Below are 20,551 nucleotides of genomic sequence, written 5' to 3' on the forward strand. Positions count from 1 at the left end.
ACCCGTCAGGACCCGTCAGGAGGCGGCCGAAATGGCCAGGCCGGCCGCCTCCCTGGCGCAGCCCCATGCCACCGTGACCCCGGCCCCACCGTGTCCGTAGTTGTGCACCAGCACCCGTCCGCCCGGCAGCACCTGCCGCTCCAGCCGTACCGCGTCCCGTGCCGGACGCAGACCCACCCGGTGCTCGAGCACCCGCGCCCCGGCGATCTCCGGCCGCACCGCCGCGCACCGGGCGACGATCTCGGCGGCGACCCGTGGATCGGGCTCCAGGGACCACGCGTCCTCCTCCGCCGTACCGCCGAGGACCAGCCCGCAGGGCTGCGGGAAGAAGTAGGTGGACTCGGCGGCGTGCTCGTCGGCCGAGGTGAGCCAGGTCGTGATTCCCGGGTTCTCCACGACCACCAGTTGACCGCGCACCGGACGCACCGTCGGATCAGGGACCAGCGAACGGGCGCCCAGACCGGTGCAGTTGACGACCACGGCGGCCGGCACCTGGTTCAGATCCGTCACCTCCCGCACCTCCAGCAGCCCGCCCGCCTTGAGTACGCGCTCCCGCAGCCACCGCAGATGGACCGGCATGTCGATCAGCGGCAGCCGCGCCGCAAGCCCCGCGCCGGCCGCCGTCTCGGACAGGCCCGGCACCTGCGCCGCCCACGTGCCCAGCTCGTCCATCCGGACCCCGAGGTGAACGCCCTCGACCATCCGTACGCCCGTCTCGCGGGCCTGCTCCGCCAGCCCCTCGTACACCGCGAGGGTCGCGAGGGCCCACTGGCCCACCAGTTGCTCCGGTTGGATGCGGTACGGCCACCACAGGGCACCGGCGACCGCCGAGGTCGTGCGCTCGGCCGGCTCCCGCGCCCACACCCGCACCCGTCTGCCGCTCCTGGCCAGCACCAGGGCCGTCGTCAGCCCGATGACCCCGCCGCCGACCACGATCACTTCGCCACTCAGCTCACGTTCCACGCGGGGACGTTAGCGGAATATGTCATGCAGCGCTCACATCCGTCCCGCTCTGGGAATACTCACAGCATGTCTGGCGTACACGCGACCTTCGGCCTGGCACCGGCGATGCGGGCCGGCGGCGTCCTCGCCGACGGCGGCTACGAGGTTCACCGGGACTTCGTGGACTTCATCGTCGACGGACGCCCGCTCCTCTTCCAGCTCTCCGACCTCGATGCCGTCTCCCCACTCGCCTCCGACGTCCCGCCCGCGATCTTCGCCGCCCAGGTCCGCAGCCTGCTCCTGGAGACCGATGCCCCGCTCCCCGGCGGCCGTTACGTCATCTACGGCTGCCCGGAGTGCGAGGACCTGGCCTGCGGAGCGGTCACCGCCGTCATCGAGCGCGCCGGCGACGGCGGTGACGACTACGTATGGCGGGACTTCGCCTGGCAGACCGAAGAACAGGCCGACCTGGAGCTCAATGGCTACCACGGCATAGGCCCCTTCCTCTTCCATGGCCCCGAGTACCGCGCCGCCCTGGGCGACCTCATCGACGGCGCCGCCGCCCCGGCCGCGCCCCGCCGCCGCGTCCTGCTGATCGGCGCCCGCGTCGGCCTCCTCGCCAAGCTCGCCGCCGCCCTGCGCACCATCGGCATCGGTGCCGACATCATCGACGACGCGACCGGCGCCTCCGCCGAGGAACTGCGCTCCTACGGCGCGGTCGCCTACGGCAGCACGGTCGGTGAGAGGGAGCGCGCGGCCATACGCCGGGCGTTCGACCGGGCCGGAGCCGACGTCGCCCACGTGGCGGGCCTCGCCCCCATCGTCCCGCTCCTCGTCGCGCAGATCGAACACGCCCTGGACCGCAGCCCCGTGGCACAGCGCCGCCTCACACGCCTCGTCGCCGCCGACGGCGAGGCGGGCATCGAGGTCAGCTCCCCGTGCCGGGTGCGCGTCACGGCGTACCGCCTCGACCGCCTCTCCCGCGCCCACGCCCAGGAGGTCTTCGACGGCGTCCTGGAACCCGGCCGCCATCGCATCGCCCTGGACGCCAAGGCGGTCAAGGGGCAGTCCTTCGTCGTCGCCCGCACCTCGGGCAGCGTGCTGGTGGAGGCGATGGCCCGGTGAACGGCCGTTAGGATCGGCCTTCTGATGACTGCCACCCTCGTCGCCAAGAACCTCGCCGCCGGGCACGGCGACCGCTCCCTCTTCTCCGGGCTCGACCTCGTCGTCGCGCCCGGGGACGTGATCGGACTGGTCGGCGCCAACGGCGCGGGCAAGTCCACCCTCCTCAGGATGCTCGCCGGGCTCCTCAGGCCCGAGGAGGGCGAGCTGCGGCTCTCTCCGCCGACCGCGACCGTCGGCCATCTGCCGCAGGAGCCGGAGCGCAGGCCGGGCGAGACCGTACGGGAGTTCCTGGCCCGCCGCACCGGCGTCGCCGAGGCGCAGCGGGTGATGGACGAGGCGACCCAGGCACTGGTCGACGGGGCACCAGGCGCCGACGACGCCTACGCGAGCAGCCTGGAGCGCTGGCTTGACCTGGGCGGCGCCGACCTGGACGAGCGGGCCGAGGAGGTCGCCGACACCCTCGGCCTGGCCGTCGGGCTGGACCAGCCGATGACCTCCCTCTCCGGCGGCCAGGCGGCCCGCGCAGGACTCGCCTCGCTGCTCCTGTCCCGCTACGACGTCTTCCTGCTCGACGAGCCCACCAACGATCTCGACTTGGACGGCCTGGAGCGGCTCGAACGCTTCGTCACCGGCCTGCGCGCGGGCACCGTCGTCGTCAGCCACGACCGCGAGTTCCTCACCCGCACGGTCACCAAGGTCCTCGAACTCGACCTCGCCCAGGGCCGGATCAACCTCTACGGCGGCGGTTACGCGGCCTACCTGGAGGAACGCGACGTCGCCCGGCGGCACGCCCGGGACGAGTACGAGGAGTACGCCGACAAGAGGGCCGCCCTCCAGGACCGCGCGCAGATGCAGCGCTCCTGGATGGACAAGGGCGTGAAGAACGCCCGGCGCAAGGCGAGCAACGACAACGACAAGATCGGCCGCAAGTTCCGCAGCGAGGCCAGCGAGAAGCAGGCCGCGAAGGCCCGCCAGACCCAGCGCATGATCGAACGCCTCGACGTCGTCGAGGAGCCCCGCAAGGAGTGGGAGCTGCACATGGAGATCGCGGCCGCGCCCCGCTCGGGCGCCGTCGTCGCGACGCTCCGGGACGCGGAGGTACGGCGCGGGGACTTCACGTTCGGCCCGGTGTCCCTGCAACTCGACTGGGCGGACCGGGTCGCGGTGACCGGCGCGAACGGCGCCGGCAAGTCGACGCTCCTCGGTGCCCTGCTGGGCCGGGTCCCGCTGGACGCGGGGCACGCGGCCCTCGGCTCCGGCGTCCTGGTCGGCGAGGTCGATCAGGCCCGCAAGGTGTTCCACGGCACCGAGTCGCTGCTGGACGCCTTCTGCGCGGCCGTCCCGGACACGGAGCCGGTGGAGGTCCGCACTCTGCTGGCCAAGTTCGGCCTGAAGTCGGACCACGTCCTGCGCCCCGCCGCCACCCTCTCCCCGGGCGAACGCACCCGCGCCGCGCTGGCGCTGCTCCAGGGCAAGGGCGTCAACCTGCTGGTCCTGGACGAGCCGACCAACCACCTTGACCTGCCGGCCATCGAACAACTGGAGACGGCCCTCGACTCCTACACGGGCACGCTTGTGCTGGTCACCCACGACCGCCGCATGCTGGACGCGGTGCAGGTGACTCGCCGCCTGGAGGTCGCGGACGGCAAGGTGACCGAACGCTAGGGCCGTCCGGCCGCTGCCGCGGGGGCCGATCCGTCGGACAGGCTCTGGCGGCTCACATCCAGGCGTCGGGGCCCGGGTCGCCGCCCGCCGCGACGGTGGCGAGCCGCTCGGTGTAGTGCTTCCAGCCCTCCTCGTGCGCCGCGCAGGCCTCCGGCGACGGCAGGTCCCGGTGGACCAGGCGCAGGAAAGTGCCCTCGGCCACCGGTTCCAGGGTGATCTCGACCGTGGTGGAGCCGGGCGGCACGGGCATCTCGTCTTCGGCCCAGCCCCAGGTGAAGACCAGCCGCTTGGGCGGGTCGATCTCGACGAACCGGCCCTCCGCGACGTGCTCACCGGTGACGTTCGTCCGGTAGGTGCCGCCGGGGGTGAAGCTGAACTCGCCGTCCCTGCCCATCCAGGACAGCCACTTCTCCCGGTCGGTGAAGAAGGAGAACACCGTCTCCGGGCGGGCCGCGATGAGCCGTTCCACGGTGACCGCGTTGGTGTTCACGAGTTCGTCCCTTCGGGGGCTCCGGCCTCTTCGGGCCGCTCCGTCCGCTCCGCCGCCTCCGCCAGCTCGGCCAGCGTGTCCAGCTTGGCGGCCCACATGGACTGCAGGTACGCGGCCAGCGGGCCCAGCGCCTCACGGTCGGCCCGGTAGAAGCGCTTCTTGCCGTCCTGCCGCAGCGTAACCAGGCCGGAGTCCCTCAGCACCTTGAGGTGCTGTGAGACCGCCCCGAAGGTGACGTCGAACCGCTCGGCGATCTCGCCCGCGGACAGCTCGGCGTCCCACACCAGGCGCAGGATCTCGCGCCGTCGGGGTTCGGCGACCGCCCGTACCGCATCCATGCACGTCATTTTAGTCTCCACTGCAATTTGCCACGACGCGAGATACGTTTTAGTCTCCACTAAAATGTTGCCTCACGAAGGAGCACACGACATGCCAGACATCGCGATGCGGCTGGCCATCGAGGCCGACCCGGACACCGTCTACACGGCGATCTCCACGGCCGACGGCGTCCACGGCTGGTTCACCACGACGGCCACCGCCGGCGAAGGCGTGGGCGGCGTGCACGAGCTGGCGTTCCCGGGCGTGCCCGAGCCGTGGCGGCTGCGCGTCACCGAGGCGGAGCCCGGAAAGCGGCTCGTCCTGGCGGGCGAGAACGGTCCCTGGACCGGCACCGCGCAGACGTACGAAATCCTGGCCCGCCAGGAGGGCGGCGTCACTCTGAGCTTCACCCACAGCGGCTTCGCCGCCGTCGACGACGTCTACCGCGACTTCACCTACGGCTGGGCGACGAAGTTCGTCCACCTCAAGCAGTACGCCGAGACCGGCGAGCCCGCGCCCTTCTTCGCCGGCTGAGCCCTGCCGAACCCCACCGGACTCCCACCTGACCCCAGGGAAGGAACCCATGAACACCCAGCACGACACGCTCGAGCCCGCCATCCGCGAGTGCGCCGACGCCGTCGCGGCGCTGGCCACCGGCATCCGCGACGAGCAGCTGCAGGACCCCACTCCGTGCGAGAAGTTCACCGTCGCCGACCTCGTCGAGCACCTCGGCGGGACCCTGCTGTCCTCGGCGCGGGCCGCCCGCAAGGAGGCGCAGCCCGGCGAGAGCGCCACCGCTCCAGGCATGACACCGCAGGCGCTGGCCGACGCCGCGAACCGGGCCTCGGCGGCCTGGTCCGACCCCGCCGCCTACGACGGCGCCACGGAGTTCGGTCCGGGGGAGTTGCCTGCCGTCGTCGCCGCCTCGATCACCCTGCAGGAACTCGCCCTGCACGGCTGGGACCTGGCGCGCGCCACCGGCCGGCCGTTCGCTCTGAGCGAGGAGACCGAACGGATCGCGCTCGGCGCGGTCGAGCAGCTCGCCGAAGCGGCACGCGGCAACGGCGCCTACGGCCCGCCCGTGCCCGTGTCCGCCGACGCCCCCGCTTTCCAGCGGGCGCTCGGCGTCAGCGGACGCAATCATGTGTGGAACGGCTGACCGCGGTGGAAGCGGTGCCCCGCGAGAAGGGCGAGGGGAAGGCATCACGATCGACGAGACGGCGGAACGCGTCATCGGGCTACCGCCCGATCGCGTGGCCGCGTATGCCATGGACTGGCGCCACGACGCGGAGTGGACCCAGGGCATCCGCAGCGCGGCACTGACCAGGGAGGCGGCCACGGGCGGCTTCGGCGTCGGCGCCGAGGTCACCCGGACCGCCCACTTCCTGGGCAGGCGGATCGACTACGTCCTGCGCGTCGCCGCGTACGATCCGCCGGGCCTGCTGGACATGGTGTCGGTCGCCGGCCCCATGCCCATGCGCGTCAGGTACACCTTCGCCGCGCACCCGCGGGGCACCCTTGCCGGCATCCGGGTGCGGGGCGACGCGGGCTCCCTGTACCGCCTGGCCGCCCCCGTCATGGCCAGGAAGGTCCGCTCGTCCATCGGCAAGGACCTGCGGGACCTGGAGCGCAGGCTGACCGAGCGGGCGTCGGGGGCGACCGCCTGAGCAGACCGGCCCCGGTGCGCCGGGGCCGGGCAACTCGCCCCGAGGCCATGCGCCCCGCCCAGCCTCCTTGGCCGCGCGCTCGACGCGGTCCCGCCGGCGTCCGGGTGCCGTGCGCGGACTCGGCCGTGACGCGCAGCCGGCGGGTCAGGACGCCGTCGGCCGAGTCGAGCTCGTACGTGATCCAGTACGGCTCCGGGCGGGCGCCGACCGCGCGGCCGTGCGCACGCGCCACTCGCTCGCCGAACTCGATCCAGGAAGTCTCGTACCCCTGGATCGCCCGCACTTCCCAGGTGATGACACGCGAGGCCGTCATGCCGTCACCTCAAGGGCGCATCGGGCCCGGACCCACCCGCCGTACCGGAAGGCCGTACCGAAGGATCCGGGCCCGGATGTCTCAGCGGCGGCCGTTCTTCGGGTCGAGGAGACCCGCGCGCCGCAGCGCGTCCGCCATCGCGCTGTTGGCCGGCGGCGGCGCCTGGCGGCCGCCCCGGTCACCGCCGCGGGCCTGCGCCTGCCCCTGGCTCTGCCGCGGCTGGCGCTGGCGCTGCTGGGGCGGACGGCCGCCACCGCCGCGCTGTTGCCGCTCCTGCGGCGCCGCCTCGTCCTCCAGCCGCAGCGTGAGTGAGATCCGCTTGCGCGGGATGTCCACGTCGAGGACCTTCACCTTGACGATGTCGCCGGGCTTGACCACGTCCCGCGGGTCCTTGACGAACGTCCGTGACATCGCGGACACGTGCACCAGACCGTCCTGGTGGACACCGACGTCCACGAACGCCCCGAACGCCGCCACGTTCGTGACGACGCCCTCCAGGATCATCCCGGACGACAGGTCGGAGATCTTCTCCACGCCCTCCTTGAAGGTGGCCGTCTTGAAGGCGGGTCGCGGGTCGCGGCCGGGCTTCTCCAGTTCCTTGAGGATGTCGGTGACGGTCGGCAGACCGAACGTCTCGTCCACGAACTCGGACGGCTTCAGCGACCGCAGCACACCGGTGTTGCCGATGAGCGCGGCCACCTCCTGGCCCGACGTCTTCACCATGCGCCGCACCACCGGGTACGCCTCCGGGTGCACGCTGGAGGAGTCCAGCGGGTCCGAGCCGCCGCGGATCCGCAGGAAGCCCGCGCACTGCTCGTACGCCTTGGGGCCGAGCCGGGCCACCTTCTTCAGCTCCACACGGGAGTTGAACGGCCCGTTCGCGTCGCGGTGCGCCACGATGTTCTCGGCGAGCCCGGAGGTGATGCCGGAGACCCGGGCGAGCAGCGGGGCCGACGCCGTGTTCACGTCCACGCCCACGCCGTTCACACAGTCCTCGACGACCGCGTCGAGGGAACGCGACAGCTTCACCTCGGACAGGTCGTGCTGGTACTGCCCGACGCCGATGGACTTCGGGTCGATCTTCACCAGCTCGGCCAGCGGATCCTGGAGACGGCGGGCGATGGACACGGCGCCACGCAGTGACACGTCCATGTCCGGCAGCTCCTGCGAGGCGAAAGCGGACGCCGAGTACACGGACGCGCCCGCCTCGGACACCATCACCTTGGTGAGCTTCAACTCCGGGTGCTTGCCGATCAGTTCACCGGCGAGCTTGTCGGTCTCCCGGGACGCCGTGCCGTTGCCGATGGCGACCAGATCGACCGCGTGCTCCTTGGCAAGCCGCGCCAGCTTGGCGATCGCCTCGTCCCACTTGTTCGCCGGGACGTGCGGGTAGATGACGTCGGTGGCCACGACCTTGCCGGTCGCGTCGACCACGGCCACCTTGACGCCTGTACGGAAGCCGGGGTCCAGGCCGAGCGTCGCGCGCGTGCCGGCCGGGGCGGCGAGCAGCAGGTCGCGCAGGTTGGCGGCGAACACGTTCACCGCCTCGTCCTCCGCGGCCGTACGCAGCCTCAGGCGCAGGTCGATGCCGAGGTGCACGAGGATCCGGGTGCGCCAGGCCCAGCGGACCGTGTCCGTGAGCCACTTGTCGGCGGGACGGCCCCGGTCGGTGATCGCGAAGCGGTGCGCGACCATCCCCTCGTACGAGGACGGGCCCTCCGTGGGCTCCTCCGGCTCCAGGACGAGGTCCAGGACCTCCTCCTTCTCACCGCGCAGCATCGCGAGGATGCGGTGCGAGGGCAGCTCGGTGAAGGGCTCGGCGAAGTCGAAGTAGTCGGCGAACTTGGCGCCCGCCTCCTCCTTGCCCTCGCGCACCTTCGCGGCGAGGCGCCCGCGCACCCACATGCGCTCGCGCAGCTCGCCGATCAGATCGGCGTCCTCCGAGAACCGCTCGGTGAGGATCGCCCGTGCGCCGTCCAGGGCGGCCTGCGGATCGGCGACGCCCTTGTCGCCGTCGACGAAGGCGGCCGCAGCGGCCAGCGGCTCGACCGTGGGATCACCGAGCAGGCCCTCGGCGAGCGGCTCCAGACCCGCCTCGCGCGCGATCTGCGCCTTGGTGCGCCGCTTCGGCTTGTACGGCAGGTAGATGTCCTCGAGCCGGGCCTTGGTCTCGGCGCCCCGGATCTGCGCCTCCAGCTCCTCGGTGAGCTTGCCCTGCTCGCGCACCGACTCCAGGATCGCCGTCCGGCGCTCCTCCAGCTCCCGCAGGTAGCGCAGCCGCTCCTCGAGCGTGCGCAGCTGCGCGTCGTCGAGCATCTCGGTCGCTTCCTTGCGGTAGCGGGCGATGAAGGGCACCGTCGAACCGCCGTCGAGCAGCTCGACCGCGGCCTTCACCTGCCGCTCCCGTACGCCGAGCTCCTCGGCGATCCTGCCTTCGATGGTCCCTACTTCTAGGGACCCGGGTGTCGTCACGATCCCGTACCGCCTTCTCACTGAGGTTGCGCGGCAATTGTGGCAGGTGGCACCGACAACCGGGGCTCAGGGCACCCCTTCGCCATCGGCACGTCGCGCGCCGTGATGGCAGGAAAGGTGGGAATCACGTCATTGCGGCCATCGCCGGACCCGCGAAGAATCGGTGGCATGGCCCAGCGCACTCTCCTCGTCGTCCTCTTCGACGACGTACAGAGCCTCGACGTCACCGGTCCGGTGGAGGTCTTCGCCGGCGCCGAGGCGTGTTCACCGGGGACGTATCGCATCCGTACCGCGTCCCTTGACGGGGCGCCCGTGCGCACCTCGAGCGGGCTCACGGTCGTACCGGACGCGGCCCTCACCGGTGAGCCGGTGCCGCACACCCTGCTCGTCCCCGGCGGAGCCGGCAGCCGCAGTCCCGACCCGCGCCTGATCGACTGGCTGCGCGTCCACGGCCCGCGCGCCGAACGGCTCGTCTCCGTCTGCACAGGCGCGATCCTGCTCGCGCGAGCGGGACTCCTGGACGGACGCCGGGTCACGACCCACTGGGCGTACTGCGAGAAGCTGGCCCGCGACCACCCGGCCGTCGAGGTCGACGCCGACCCCATCTATGTGCGCGACGGGCATGTCGCCACCTCGGCGGGCGTCACTGCCGGCATCGACCTGGCCCTCGCCCTCGTCGAGGAGGACCTGGGCCGGGACATCGCCCTCACGGTCGCCCGCTATCTGGTCGTCTTCCTGCGGCGGCCGGGAAACCAGGCGCAGTTCAGCGCCCAGCTCGCCGCGCAGACGGCCCGGCGCGAGCCGCTCCGCGAGGTCCAGCAGTGGATCACCGAGCACGTCGCCGACGACCTGAGCGTCGAGACCCTGGCCACCCGCGCGCGTCTGTCTCCACGGCACTTCGCCCGCGCCTTCCAGACCGAGACCGGCATGTCTCCCGGCCGCTACGTCGACCGCGTCCGCCTCGAACACGCCCGCCGCCTCCTGGAGGACACGCTCGACGGCATCGAGGAGATATCCCGCGCCAGCGGCTACGGCACCCCCGAGGCGATGCGCCGCGCGTTCATGAGGTCTCTGGGCACGTCACCGGCCGAGTACCGCCGCCGCTTCCGCCTCGCACCCGTCGCACCCGTCAACTGACCCACCCCGAAAGGGACATCAGATGCAGATCGCCATCGTGCTGTACGACCGCTTCACCGCCCTCGACGCCGTCGGCCCCTACGAAACCCTCGGCCGGCTTCCCGACGCGGACACCGTCTTCGTCGCCGAGCGCACCGGACCCGTCCGCACCGACACCGGGAACCTCGCGCTCACGGCCGACCGGACCCTCGCCGACCTCCCGCACCCGGACATCGTGGTCGTCCCGGGCGGGCCGGGGCAGACCCCGCAGATGGAGAACGAGGTTCTCCTGGACTGGCTGCGCACGGCCGACGCCACCAGCACGTGGACCACGTCCGTGTGCACCGGCTCGCTGCTGCTGGCCGCCGCCGGTCTCCTCGACGGCAGGCGCGCGACCTCCCACTGGCTGGCGCTCGACTTCCTGAAGCAGTTCGGCGCCGAACCGACGGGCGAGCGGGTCGTGTTCGACGGCAAGTACGTCACCGCGGCCGGCGTCTCCTCCGGCATCGACATGGGTCTCACCCTGCTCGGCCGGATCGCGGGCGACGAACACGCCCAGGCCGTGCAACTGCTCACCGAGTACGACCCGCAGCCGCCCTACGACGCCGGGTCCCCGCAGAAGGCGCCGGCGCACCTCGTGGAGGAGTTCCGCAGCAACAGCCGCTTCATCCTGACGTAGGCACGCTCCAGCTGAAGCGCGGCTGCCGGCGCTCCAGGAACGCGGCGACACCCTCGGCGGTGTCGCCGCTGCCGCGTGCCTGCTCCGTCCAGTGGTCGTCCCGGTCGGTGCGCCCGTCGGCGAACTCCTTGGCCGAGGCCTGCGTCAGCCCTGACCGGGAGGCCAGGATCCGGGTGAACTCGCCCACCCGCTTGCCCAGTTCGCCCGCCGGAAGCACCTCGTCGACCAGACCCGTGCGCAGCGCCCGCACGGAGTCGATCAACTCACCCGAGAACAGCAGGTACTTGGCCGTGGCCGGACCCACCAGCGACACCAGCCGCCGGGTGGAGGACGCCGGATAGACGATGCCGAGCTTCGCCGGAGTCACCCCGAACAGCGCGCCCTCCTCGGCGAACCGCAGATCGCAGGCCGCCGCGAGCTGCGAGCCGCCGCCCACACAGTGACCGCGGACGGCGGCCAGCGTCGGCTTCGGGAACGCCGCGAGAGCCTCCTCGGCCGCGACCGCGAGCTGCTGCGCCTCCTCCGGCGAGCCCTGGAGGGTCGAGATGTCGGCCCCCGCACAGAAGGTCCGGCCCTCACCGGTGAGCACCAGCGCCCGGACGCCCGGGTCAGCGGCCAGTGTGTCCAGCAGCGGGGGCAGCGACCGCCACATCACGGCCGTCATGGCGTTGCGCTTGGCCGGGTGGTGGATCACGACGGTGGCGACGGAGTCGGTGACCGAGTGCAGCAGCTGGGGCTCCATGCGCCGGATGCTATCCGGCGCCGCCGGACGGGAGATCGCCAAGGTCGAGAGCGAGAGAAGCACCACCGGGGAGTTACGGCATTGAGGACAAAGGGGATCAAAAGGGAGGGGGTGGGGTGCGGGGGGAGCTCAGGAGGTCCGACGGCCAGATTCGGCAGGCACCAGCGCAAAGCGGCGAAACTGCACCGCCGCTTCGAACTGTTCACCGTCCTGGGCGTGACCCTGGCACTGGCGGGGCTCGTCGGCCTCGTCTGGACCGGCGTGGCCACGCTCACCTCCATGCTCCTGTTCGGCCGGCTGCTGCTGATCGGCGGGATCGTGGGCCTGCTGCACGCGATCCAGGCACGCGGCACCAACACCTTCTGGCTCAGAGTGATCGTCGCCGCATTGAACATCGAGGCCGGCGTGGTGATCATGCGCAGGCCCGAGGCGACCGCCGTCGCGCTCACCATGTTCGCCGCCCTGCTGTTCCTCGCCGGCGGCCTCTTCCGGCTGGTCGGCGGCCTCGTGGTGTGCGGCCCCCAGTTCGGCTGGACCCTGCTGCTGGGCGTCTTCCATCTGCTGCTGGGCATCCTCGTCCTGGCATCCTGGCCGAGCAGCAGCCAGCACGTCATCGGCGGCTTCTTCTCGCTCGCCCTGCTCTTCGACGGTCTCGGCCTCATCGCCGCCGGTTTCGGCGGGCGCCGCGTCGTCGGTATGGTCGCCGAGGACCGCGTCAAACCCGTACAACCGTAATAGTTCGCGAAATCGGTGTTGCGGGGACAGGAGCAGTCCCACAAGTGACCATGTCATACGCCAACGGTCAAATCTGTTCGATACCAGCTGAGTTGTGTTCAGTCATCCGGAGCGGAGCGGTTCGTTACCAACACTCGACATGTGGTGACAATCGAGCGCAAGGGCGGCGACCGGACGATGGACAATCCAGGGCGTGGGTACGGCCCGCGCCCAACGGGTGGCGGAGAGCACTTTGACGGCGCGCCCCTTTACGACGTACCCCCCGAAGGCCGGCCCGGGGACCTACGGCCACCGGACCCACTGCCCGGTCCACTGCCGTACGAGGGAGTCTGGCGGTTCACCGCGGCCGCCGTCGACGCCTCGGTCCCGCAGGCCCGGCACGCCGTACGCGACCTGCTGCTGCGCCAGGGCGTGCCCGTCTCGGACGACACGGTCCACGGGCTGCTGCTGATCGTCTCCGAACTGGTCACCAACGCGGTCAAGCACGCGGCGCTGCTGTCGCCCATGCTCGCCGTCGAGGTCGCCGTCGGCGCCGAGTGGGTGCGGGTCTCCGTGGAGGACAACCATCCCTACCGCCCGATCGCTCTGGAGGCCGACCACGGTCAGACCGGCGGCCGGGGTCTGCTCCTGGTCCGTGAGGTGGCCCGGGAGGCGGGCGGGGTAGTCGACGTGGAACACACGGCGAGCGGCGGCAAGGTGATCTGGGCCGCCCTGCCGCTCAAGCTCGCGCGACTGCCCTGAGGGGCGTCACCACCCCGCGGACGCGCCCGTCAGCTCCCTGATCGCCGGACGGGCCGCGTCCAGCACCGTCATGAACCAGGACGAGAAGGGGTCCTTCGCGTGTCGCTCCGCCAGCTCGGCGGGGGTCACGAAGGCGGTCGCCGCGACCTCCTCAGGGTCCGGTCCGAGCGGGGTCTGCACCAGGCCGACGAACAGATGGTTGTACTCCTGCTCGACCAGTCCCGAGGCCGGGTCGGGGTGGTTGTAGCGGACCGTGCCCGCCTCGGCCAGCAGCGACGGGGAGACCCCCAGCTCCTCGAACGTCCGCCGGGCGGCCGCCGCGAACGGCGCCTCACCGGGGTAGGGGTGGCCGCAGCAGGTGTTGGACCACACACCTGGGGAGTGGTACTTGCCGAGGGCCCGCTGCTGGAGCAGCAGTCGGCCGTGATCGTCGAAGAGGAACACCGAGAACGCGCGGTGCAGCTGCCCCGGCGGCTGATGGGCGGAGAGCTTCTCCGCGGTGCCGATCGTCACACCCTTCTCGTCGACGAGTTCCAGCAAAATCGCGTCTGCGGTGCCGTTCGACGAGCTGTGCGTCGCGGTGGCAGGTGTGATCGGCATACCCATCCTTCGCCTCGGTCTTCGCACCCCAAGTCTGCCGTACGAATCCGGCACTCCCCGCACTTACCGGCACGTCCGCATGTCCCGTGCACAGCACGGACCACGGCCGCCCCGGCCCCTCGCCGGAAGGGGGACCCGGAAGGAGATCGTGCCCGGCGCCCGTGACGGGGAACCGTCCGGGGCCTCCGATCGGAAGGACGCCAAGGCGCACCCGGACGGCTGCGTTCCACCCGGCGCGGAAGCCGGGGCGCGTACTCAGTGGCACAGACCCGCCTCGTGCTCCGCGTGCCCGCCGGGCTCCAGCTGGAAGGTGCAGTGCTCCACGTCGAAGTGCTGGCCGATGCAGCCCTGCAGCTCGTGCAGCATCTTCTCGTTGCCGGTGGCGCTCAGGACCTCCGAGCGGACGACCACGTGCGCGGACAGCACCGGCAGGCCCGAGGTGATCGTCCAGGCGTGCAGATCGTGTACGTCCTCCACCCCGTCAAGCGCCAGGATGTGCGTCCGTACCTCCGCCATGTCGACGCCCCTCGGCGCCGCCTCCAGCAGCACGTCGAGGGTCTCGCGCAGCAGCTTGACCGTGCGCGGCACGATCATCAGGCCGATGACCAGCGAGGCGATCGGGTCGGCGGCCTGCCAGCCGGTGGTCAGGATCACCGCCGCAGAGATGATCACCGCGACCGAGCCCAGCGCGTCCGCGGCCACCTCAAGGAACGCGGCGCGCACGTTCAGGCTGTCCTTCTGGCCCCGCATCAGCAGCGTGAGCGAGATCATGTTCGCGACCAGGCCGACCGCACCGAAGACGATCATCAGCCCGCCCGCGGTGTCGGCGGGCGTGAAGAACCGCTGGACCGCCTCGTACAGGACATAACCGCCGACACCGAGCAGCAGCAGACAGTTGGCGAGCGCCGCGAGGATCTCCGCGCGCGCGAAGCCGAAGGTGCGGTTCGTGCTCGCCGGACGGGCCGCGAAGCGGATGGCGAGCAGGGCCATACCCAGACCCAGCGCGTCCGTCGCCATGTGCGCCGCGTCCGCGATCAGCGCGAGCGAATCGGCGAGCACACCGCCGGCGATCTCGACGACCATGACGGCGAGCGTGATCCCCAGCGCGGCGCGCAGCCGGCCCCGGTACGCCGCTGCCGCCGTACCGGTGGTGGGCGCATGCGTGTGCGCGCGCCCGTGATCATGCCCAGCCCCCATGCGGACCGCCTTCCCGTGTACGTGCCCGGGATCACAGTGAACTACGGGCGGGGGGTACCCGGCAACGTGGCACTGAACACCGTTGTCGTATGCCCTGACCTGCGGAAACGAACCGCAGGTCAGGGCACCTCAGCTCACTTGCCGTGATGGAGCAGCCAGCCCCGCCAGGCCGACTCCACCATCTCGTGCACCCCGCGCCGCGCGCGCCAGCCCAGCACCTCGGCGGCCCGTTCGGCCGAGGCGACCGCGCGCGGCGCGTCCCCGGGACGGCGGCCCTCGACGAGCGGTGCCCGGCGGTCGCCGGTGACCTCACCGATGACCGAGATCAGTTCACGGACCGAAACGCCCTCGCCGCGGCCGATGTTCACGGTCAGGTCGCCCGTCAGGTTCTTCTCGTCGAGCTCGCGGGCCGCCGCCAGGTGCGCCTCGGCGAGGTCGGCGACATGGATGTAGTCGCGCACGCAGGTGCCGTCCGGCGTCGGATGGTCGGCGCCGAAGATCCGCGGGGCCTCGTCCCGGGTGAGCCGGTCGAAGACCATGGGGACGATGTTGAACACGCCCGTGTCCGCCAGCTCCGGCGCACCCGCGCCCGCCACGTTGAAATAGCGCAAGCACACGGTCGTGATGCCGTGCGCCCGACCCGCCGCCCGCACCAGCCACTCCCCGGCGAGCTTGGTCTCGCCGTAGGGGTTCACCGGCGCGCACGGGGTGTCCTCCGTGATGAGGTCCACATCCGGATTGCCGTAGACCGCCGCCGACGAGGAGAAGAGGAACCGCTCGATCCCGGCGCCGGCGACCGCCTCCAGGAGCGTGGTGAGACCGCCCACGTTCTCCCGGTAGTAACGGGTGGGCTGCGCGACCGACTCGGCGACCTGCTTGCGCGCCGCGAGATGGACGACGCCCGTCACGCCGTACTCCTTCAGCACCCGCGTGAGCAGCGCCGCGTCCAGCGTGGAGCCCTCGATCAGCGGGACGTCCGCCGGGAGCCGCGCAGGCACCCCGGCCGACAGGTCGTCGAGCGCCACGACGCGCTCCCCGGCGCCTGCCATGCCCCGCGCCACATGGGCCCCGATGTATCCGGCCCCGCCGGTGATCAGCCAAGTCATGGTCGCCCACCCTATGACGACGCCCACGGGCCGTCCCCAATGTCCAGGATGCCCGGTCCTCAGGCCGCCTGTGCAGGACGCGGTTTGTGGGGCGGGCACCCGATCATCGATGATGATCGCGGCAAAGGCCGGGCCAGACCGCGTCGACCTGCCCGTGAACGGGCGGTGAACAAGTCCCTCCGCTCATCCGATAACCTCTGCCGACATGCCGCCCGGGCGCCAGAGGAAAAACGGCGCCCCACCATGCAGACGACCGGCGCTGGCGCGTCGGCACCCAGGGAGTGAGTTCGGTTGTCGACCGCCATCGTCACCGGTCAGCCGGTGCCCGGATCCTCGCTCGAGAACGATCTGCGGTCCCTCGGCTTCGACGTGCGGACGGCCGCGGACGCCTCCGACGCCGAGACGCTCCTCGCGGCGGTCCCGGCTGACGAGCGCGTGGCCGTCGTCGACGCCCGCTTCGTGGGCCACCCGCACGCGCTGCGCCTCGGCCTGACCGACCCCCGCTTCCCCCTCGCCGCCGTCGACGGCGCCGTGACCGCCCAGCCGGCCGGCCGCCAGGCACTGACCCGCGCGGTGGCCCGGGAGACCTCGGCGGGCGGCGGCACGTCCCTCGCCGTGGACAGCCTCGCCGACCGCATCGTCACCGCCCTGGACGCCGACGGCGCCGACGTGCACCGCCCCGAGCTCGGCAGCCTGGTCGCCGCAGTCCCGGTCGACCCCCAGTCCCGCAACGAGGCACGCCAGGCCGTCGCCGCCGTCGACGACGAGGCCGTACGCCTGAAGTCGGCCGTGAAGGCCCGCGACGGCTTCTTCACCACGTTCTTCATCAGCCCCTACTCCCGCCACATCGCCCGCTGGTGCGCCCGCCGCGGCCTCACCCCGAATCAGGTCACCACCGCCTCCCTGCTCACCGCCCTGATCGCGGCGAGCTGCGCGGCCACCGGCACCCGGGTCGGCTTCGTCGCGGCAGGCATCCTGCTGATCTGCTCGTTCGTCCTGGACTGCACCGACGGCCAGCTTGCCCGCTACTCGCTCCAGTACTCGACGCTCGGCGCCTGGCTGGACGCCACCTTCGACCGGGCCAAGGAGTACGCCTACTACGCCGGCCTCGCGCTGGGAGCGGCCCGAGGCGGCGGCCATGACGATGTATGGGCCCTCGCTCTCGGCGCGATGATCCTGCAGACCTGCCGGCACGTCGTGGACTTCTCCTTCAACGAGGCCAACCACGACGCCACCGCCAACACCAGCCCCGCCGCCGCCCTCTCCGGCAAGCTCGACAGCGTCGGCTGGACGGTCTGGGTGCGGCGGATGATAGTGCTGCCCATCGGCGAACGATGGGCCATGATCGCCGTCCTGACGGCTCTGACCACCCCCCGCATCACCTTCTACGTCCTGCTCATCGGCTGCGCCTTCGCCGCCACGTACACCACGGCGGGCCGCGTGCTCCGCTCGGTGACCCGCAAGGCGCGGCGCACCGACCGGGCGGCCCAGGCGCTGGCGGACCTCGCCGACAACGGCCCGCTCGCCGCACTCGTGGCGCGCACCAAGCGAGTCCGTCTCGGCTCGCCGCTCCTGATCGCGCTGTGCGGCACGGCGGTCCTCGCGGTCTCCCTGTTCTCCGGTGTGACATGGGCCCCAGTCGCGGGCGCCGTCGTCTACACCGCCGCCGCCAGTGAGGCCCTCAGCAAGCCCCTCAAGGGCGCCCTCGACTGGCTGGTCCCCCCGCTGTTCCGCGCCGCCGAATACGGCACCGTCCTGATCCTCGCGGCCAAATCGGAGGTGAACGGAGCCCTTCCTGCAGCTTTCGGGCTGGTGGCCGCCGTCGCCTACCATCACTACGACACGGTGTACCGCATCCGCGGCAACGCCGGGGCGCCCCCGGCCTGGCTGGTGCGCGCCATCGGGGGGCAGGAGGGGCGGACGCTGCTCGTCACCGTCCTGGCGGCGCTGCTCACCGGTTCGCAGTTCACGGTCGCGGTCACGGTCCTCGCCGTGTACGTGGCCCTGGTGGTGCTCGTCGAGAGCATCCGCTTCTGGGTGTCCGCAGGGGCGCCCGCAGTACACGACGAAGGAGAACCCGCATGATCGGCCTCGTGCTGGCGGCCGGCGCCGGACGGCGTCTTCGCCCCTACACCGACAGCCTTCCGAAGGCTCTGGTGCCGGTGGGCCCCGCGGGCATAGAGGACTCGATCACGGTGCTCGACCTCACCCTCGGCAACTTCGCAGAGATCGGGCTCACCGAGGTCGCGATCATCGTCGGCTACCGCAAGGAGGCCGTATACGAGCGCAAGACCGCGCTGGAGCGGAAGTACGGCCTCAAGCTCACCCTGATCGACAACGACAAGGCCGAGGAGTGGAACAACGCCTACTCCCTGTGGTGCGGCCGTGACGCCCTCAAGGACGGTGTGATCCTCGCCAACGGCGACACCGTCCACCCGATCTCCGTCGAGCACACCCTGCTCGCCTCCCGCGGCGACGGCAAGAAGATCATCCTCGCCCTGGACACGGTGAAGCACCTGGCCGACGAGGAGATGAAGGTCGTCGTCGACGCCGGCAAGGGTGTCACGAGGATCACCAAGCGGATGGACCCCGCCGAGGCCAGCGGCGAGTACATCGGCGTCACTCTCATCGAGGGCGACGCCGCCCCCGAACTGGCCGACGCGCTGAAGGCCGTGTGGGAGACCGACCCGCAGCAGTTCTACGAGCACGGCTACCAGGAGCTCGTCAACCGCGGCTTCCGGATCGACGTGGCGCCGATCGGCGACGTCCAGTGGGTCGAGATCGACAACCACGACGATCTCGCCAGGGGACGGGAGATCGCGTGCCAGTACTGACCCGGCTCATTCCCTCGCCCCTCGTCGTGGACATCCGCCCGGGTGCCCTCGACGACCTGGCGTGTGTGCTCGCCGACGAGCGCATCTCGCACTCCGGCCGCCTTGCCGTCGCCGTCAGCGGCGGCTCCGGCGCCACGCTGCGCGAGCGCATCGCGCCCACCCTGCCCGGCGCGACCTGGTACGAGGTCGGCGGCGGCACCCTCGACGACGCGATCCGGCTGGCCGGCGACATGAAGGCCGGTCACTACGACGCGGTCGTCGGCCTCGGCGGCGGCAAGATCATCGACTGCGCCAAGTTCGCGGCGGCCCGCGTGGGCCTGCCCCTGGTCGCCGTACCGACGAACCTCGCCCACGACGGCCTGTGCTCGCCGGTCGCGACCCTCGACAACGACGCCGGGCGCGGCTCGTACGGCGTGCCGAACCCGATCGCGGCGGTCGTCGACCTGGACGTCATCCGCGAGGCACCGGCCCGTTTCGTCCGCGCGGGCATCGGCGACGCCGTCTCCAACATCAACGCGATCGCCGACTGGGAGCTGGCGAACCGGGTCAACGGCGAGAAGATCGACGGGCTCGCCGCCGCCATGGCCCGCCAGGCCGGTGAGGCGGTGCTGCGGCACCCGGGCGGCATCGGCGACAACGGCTTCCTTCAGGTGCTGGCCGAGGCGCTGGTCCTCACCGGCATCGCGATGTCGATCTCGGGCGACTCCCGGCCCGCCTCGGGCTCCTGCCACGAGATCAACCACGCCTTCGACCTGCTGTACCCGAAGCGTGCCGCCAGCCATGGCGAGCAGTGCGGGCTCGGCGCGGCCTTCGCGATGTATCTGCGCGGAGCCCACGACGAGGCGGCGTACATGGCCGAGGTACTGCGCAGGCACGGGCTGCCGGTGCTGCCGGAGGAGATCGGCTTCACCACGGACGAGTTCGTCCGGGTCGTGGAGTTCGCCCCGGAGACCCGGCCCGGCCGCTACACGATCCTCGAGCACCTCGACCTGAAAACCGACCAGATCAAGGACACCTACGTCGACTATGTCAAGGCCATCGGTAGCTGAACTCCGCCCTGTCGTCCACCCCGCAGGGGTGAAGGACCGGCGCAGCGGTGAGCACTGGATGGGACGCCTCTACATGCGTGAGGTGTCCCTGCGGGTCGACCGCTACCTGGTGAACACCAGGGTCACGCCCAACCAGCTCACGTACCTGATGACCGTCTTCGGCGTGCTCGCGGCCCCGGCCCTGCTGGTGCCGGGGATCGCGGGCGCCGTGCTCGGCGTGGTGTGCGTCCAGATGTATCTGCTGCTGGACTGCGTCGACGGCGAGATCGCGCGCTGGAAGAAGCAGTACTCGCTCGGCGGTGTGTATCTGGACCGGGTCGGTGCCTATCTGACCGACGCCGCCGTGTTGGTGGGCTTCGGGCTGCGCGCCGCCGATCCGTGGGGCAGCGGGCGGATCGACTGGCTGTGGGCGTTCCTCGGCACGCTGGCCGCCCTCGGCGCGATCCTCATCAAGGCCGAGACCGACCTCGTCGGCGTCGCCCGTCACCAGGGCGGGCTGCCCCCGGTCAAGGAGGCGGCGTCCGAGCCGCGCTCGTCCGGCATGGCCCTGGCCCGCCGGGCCGCTGCGGCGCTGAAGTTCCACCGCCTGGTGCTCGGGATCGAGGCCTCCCTGCTGATCCTGGTCCTGGCGATCGCCGACCAGATGCGGGGCGACCTGTTCTTCTCCCGGCTCGGCGTCGCGGTGCTGGCCGGCATCGCGCTCCTGCAGACCCTGCTGCACCTCGTGTCCATCCTCGCCTCCAGCAGGCTGCGGTGAGCG

21 protein-coding genes are annotated in these 20,551 nt (G+C 71.6%); 13 read left to right on the plus strand and 8 right to left on the minus strand.

What is annotated here, in order from left to right; genetic code table 11:
- Positions 1 to 15: 15 nt before the first annotated feature.
- Positions 16 to 963: an FAD-dependent oxidoreductase gene (locus tag ACFYXB_RS31495; protein ID WP_389588089.1), complete on the minus strand. Its 948-nt coding sequence runs from the start codon at positions 961 to 963 to the stop codon at positions 16 to 18.
- Between the two features lie 66 nt (positions 964 to 1,029).
- On the opposite strand from ACFYXB_RS31495, the gene ACFYXB_RS31500 reads away from it, so the two are divergent.
- Both ACFYXB_RS31500 and ACFYXB_RS31505 read left to right on the plus strand, forming a co-directional pair.
- Positions 1,030 to 2,067 (plus strand): oxidoreductase, encoded by a 1,038-nt coding sequence (locus tag ACFYXB_RS31500; RefSeq protein ID WP_389588091.1) that lies wholly within the window; start codon positions 1,030 to 1,032, stop codon positions 2,065 to 2,067.
- 24 nt (positions 2,068 to 2,091) lie between these two features.
- The gene (locus tag ACFYXB_RS31505) at positions 2,092 to 3,732 is read left to right on the plus strand and encodes an ABC-F family ATP-binding cassette domain-containing protein (protein ID WP_389588093.1); all 1,641 of its coding nucleotides are present in this window, start codon (positions 2,092 to 2,094) and stop codon (positions 3,730 to 3,732) included.
- Positions 3,733 to 3,784: 52 nt separating this feature from the next.
- On the opposite strand, the gene ACFYXB_RS31510 is transcribed toward ACFYXB_RS31505, so the two are convergent.
- Together ACFYXB_RS31510 and ACFYXB_RS31515 are read right to left on the minus strand one after the other, a co-directional pair.
- A complete protein-coding gene (locus tag ACFYXB_RS31510; protein ID WP_351354295.1) occupies positions 3,785 to 4,222 on the minus strand; it encodes an SRPBCC domain-containing protein in 438 nt (145 codons plus the stop codon).
- Complete coding sequence (locus ACFYXB_RS31515; protein WP_351354298.1) at positions 4,219 to 4,560, minus strand: metalloregulator ArsR/SmtB family transcription factor; 342 nt, start codon at positions 4,558 to 4,560, stop codon at positions 4,219 to 4,221. Before ACFYXB_RS31515 ends, ACFYXB_RS31510 begins: the two co-directional genes overlap by 4 nt.
- A 91-nt stretch (positions 4,561 to 4,651) precedes the next feature.
- Between ACFYXB_RS31515 and ACFYXB_RS31520 the strand changes: the two genes are divergently transcribed.
- The 3 genes from ACFYXB_RS31520 to ACFYXB_RS31530 are packed head-to-tail and all read left to right on the plus strand — an operon-like array spanning position 4,652 to position 6,207.
- On the plus strand, positions 4,652 to 5,074 hold the full coding sequence (locus tag ACFYXB_RS31520; RefSeq protein ID WP_351354301.1) for an SRPBCC domain-containing protein: 423 nt from the start codon (positions 4,652 to 4,654) through the stop codon (positions 5,072 to 5,074).
- 49 nt (positions 5,075 to 5,123) lie between these two features.
- On the plus strand, positions 5,124 to 5,699 hold the full coding sequence (locus ACFYXB_RS31525) for a TIGR03086 family metal-binding protein (RefSeq protein ID WP_389588096.1): 576 nt from the start codon (positions 5,124 to 5,126) through the stop codon (positions 5,697 to 5,699).
- Positions 5,700 to 5,742: 43 nt separating this feature from the next.
- Complete coding sequence (locus ACFYXB_RS31530) at positions 5,743 to 6,207, plus strand: SRPBCC family protein (protein WP_389588195.1); 465 nt, start codon at positions 5,743 to 5,745, stop codon at positions 6,205 to 6,207.
- A gap of 394 nt (positions 6,208 to 6,601) precedes the next feature.
- Here ACFYXB_RS31530 and ACFYXB_RS31535 read toward each other — a convergent pair whose 3' ends face one another.
- Entirely contained in the window at positions 6,602 to 8,992 is a 2,391-nt protein-coding gene (locus tag ACFYXB_RS31535) for a Tex family protein (RefSeq protein ID WP_389588097.1), read from the minus strand.
- Between the two features lie 168 nt (positions 8,993 to 9,160).
- On the opposite strand from ACFYXB_RS31535, the gene ACFYXB_RS31540 reads away from it, so the two are divergent.
- Both ACFYXB_RS31540 and ACFYXB_RS31545 read left to right on the plus strand, forming a co-directional pair.
- Complete coding sequence (locus tag ACFYXB_RS31540; protein ID WP_389588099.1) at positions 9,161 to 10,129, plus strand: GlxA family transcriptional regulator; 969 nt, start codon at positions 9,161 to 9,163, stop codon at positions 10,127 to 10,129.
- A 22-nt stretch (positions 10,130 to 10,151) separates the two neighbouring features.
- Entirely contained in the window at positions 10,152 to 10,787 is a 636-nt protein-coding gene (locus tag ACFYXB_RS31545) for a DJ-1/PfpI family protein (RefSeq protein ID WP_389588101.1), read from the plus strand.
- Here the strand turns inward: ACFYXB_RS31545 and ACFYXB_RS31550 are convergent.
- Positions 10,774 to 11,529 (minus strand): enoyl-CoA hydratase/isomerase family protein, encoded by a 756-nt coding sequence (locus ACFYXB_RS31550; RefSeq protein WP_389588103.1) that lies wholly within the window; start codon positions 11,527 to 11,529, stop codon positions 10,774 to 10,776. The genes ACFYXB_RS31545 and ACFYXB_RS31550 overlap by 14 nt on opposite strands.
- A 180-nt stretch (positions 11,530 to 11,709) precedes the next feature.
- Between ACFYXB_RS31550 and ACFYXB_RS31555 the strand changes: the two genes are divergently transcribed.
- Both ACFYXB_RS31555 and ACFYXB_RS31560 read left to right on the plus strand, forming a co-directional pair.
- Positions 11,710 to 12,264: an HdeD family acid-resistance protein gene (locus ACFYXB_RS31555; protein ID WP_389588197.1), complete on the plus strand. Its 555-nt coding sequence runs from the start codon at positions 11,710 to 11,712 to the stop codon at positions 12,262 to 12,264.
- Between the two features lie 177 nt (positions 12,265 to 12,441).
- Complete coding sequence (locus ACFYXB_RS31560) at positions 12,442 to 13,005, plus strand: ATP-binding protein (RefSeq protein WP_389588199.1); 564 nt, start codon at positions 12,442 to 12,444, stop codon at positions 13,003 to 13,005.
- A 6-nt stretch (positions 13,006 to 13,011) separates the two neighbouring features.
- On the opposite strand, the gene idi is transcribed toward ACFYXB_RS31560, so the two are convergent.
- From idi to galE, 3 genes are all read right to left on the minus strand, one after another.
- Entirely contained in the window at positions 13,012 to 13,605 is a 594-nt protein-coding gene (idi, locus tag ACFYXB_RS31565; protein ID WP_389588105.1) for an isopentenyl-diphosphate Delta-isomerase, read from the minus strand.
- Between the two features lie 255 nt (positions 13,606 to 13,860).
- On the minus strand, positions 13,861 to 14,802 hold the full coding sequence (locus ACFYXB_RS31570; protein ID WP_389588107.1) for a cation diffusion facilitator family transporter: 942 nt from the start codon (positions 14,800 to 14,802) through the stop codon (positions 13,861 to 13,863).
- 134 nt (positions 14,803 to 14,936) lie between these two features.
- Positions 14,937 to 15,908, minus strand: coding sequence for a UDP-glucose 4-epimerase GalE (gene galE / locus ACFYXB_RS31575; protein WP_389588109.1), 972 nt, complete (start codon positions 15,906 to 15,908; stop codon positions 14,937 to 14,939).
- Positions 15,909 to 16,199: 291 nt separating this feature from the next.
- On the opposite strand from galE, the gene ACFYXB_RS31580 reads away from it, so the two are divergent.
- From ACFYXB_RS31580 to ACFYXB_RS31595, 4 genes are read left to right on the plus strand one after another with little or no spacing between them, the layout of a single operon-like run.
- Positions 16,200 to 17,993: a DUF5941 domain-containing protein gene (locus tag ACFYXB_RS31580; protein ID WP_389588111.1), complete on the plus strand. Its 1,794-nt coding sequence runs from the start codon at positions 16,200 to 16,202 to the stop codon at positions 17,991 to 17,993.
- Positions 17,990 to 18,742, plus strand: a complete 753-nt coding sequence (locus tag ACFYXB_RS31585) for a sugar phosphate nucleotidyltransferase (RefSeq protein ID WP_389588113.1) — start codon at positions 17,990 to 17,992, stop codon at positions 18,740 to 18,742. Before ACFYXB_RS31580 ends, ACFYXB_RS31585 begins: the two co-directional genes overlap by 4 nt.
- Complete coding sequence (locus ACFYXB_RS31590) at positions 18,730 to 19,791, plus strand: iron-containing alcohol dehydrogenase family protein (RefSeq protein WP_351354335.1); 1,062 nt, start codon at positions 18,730 to 18,732, stop codon at positions 19,789 to 19,791. The genes ACFYXB_RS31585 and ACFYXB_RS31590 overlap by 13 nt, the downstream gene beginning before the upstream one ends.
- Positions 19,769 to 20,548, plus strand: a complete 780-nt coding sequence (locus ACFYXB_RS31595; protein WP_389588115.1) for a CDP-alcohol phosphatidyltransferase family protein — start codon at positions 19,769 to 19,771, stop codon at positions 20,546 to 20,548. Before ACFYXB_RS31590 ends, ACFYXB_RS31595 begins: the two co-directional genes overlap by 23 nt.
- Positions 20,549 to 20,551: the final 3 nt, after the last annotated feature.

The sequence above is a fragment of the Streptomyces sp. NPDC002619 genome, assembly GCF_042889305.1.
Lineage (GTDB): Bacteria > Actinomycetota > Actinomycetes > Streptomycetales > Streptomycetaceae > Streptomyces.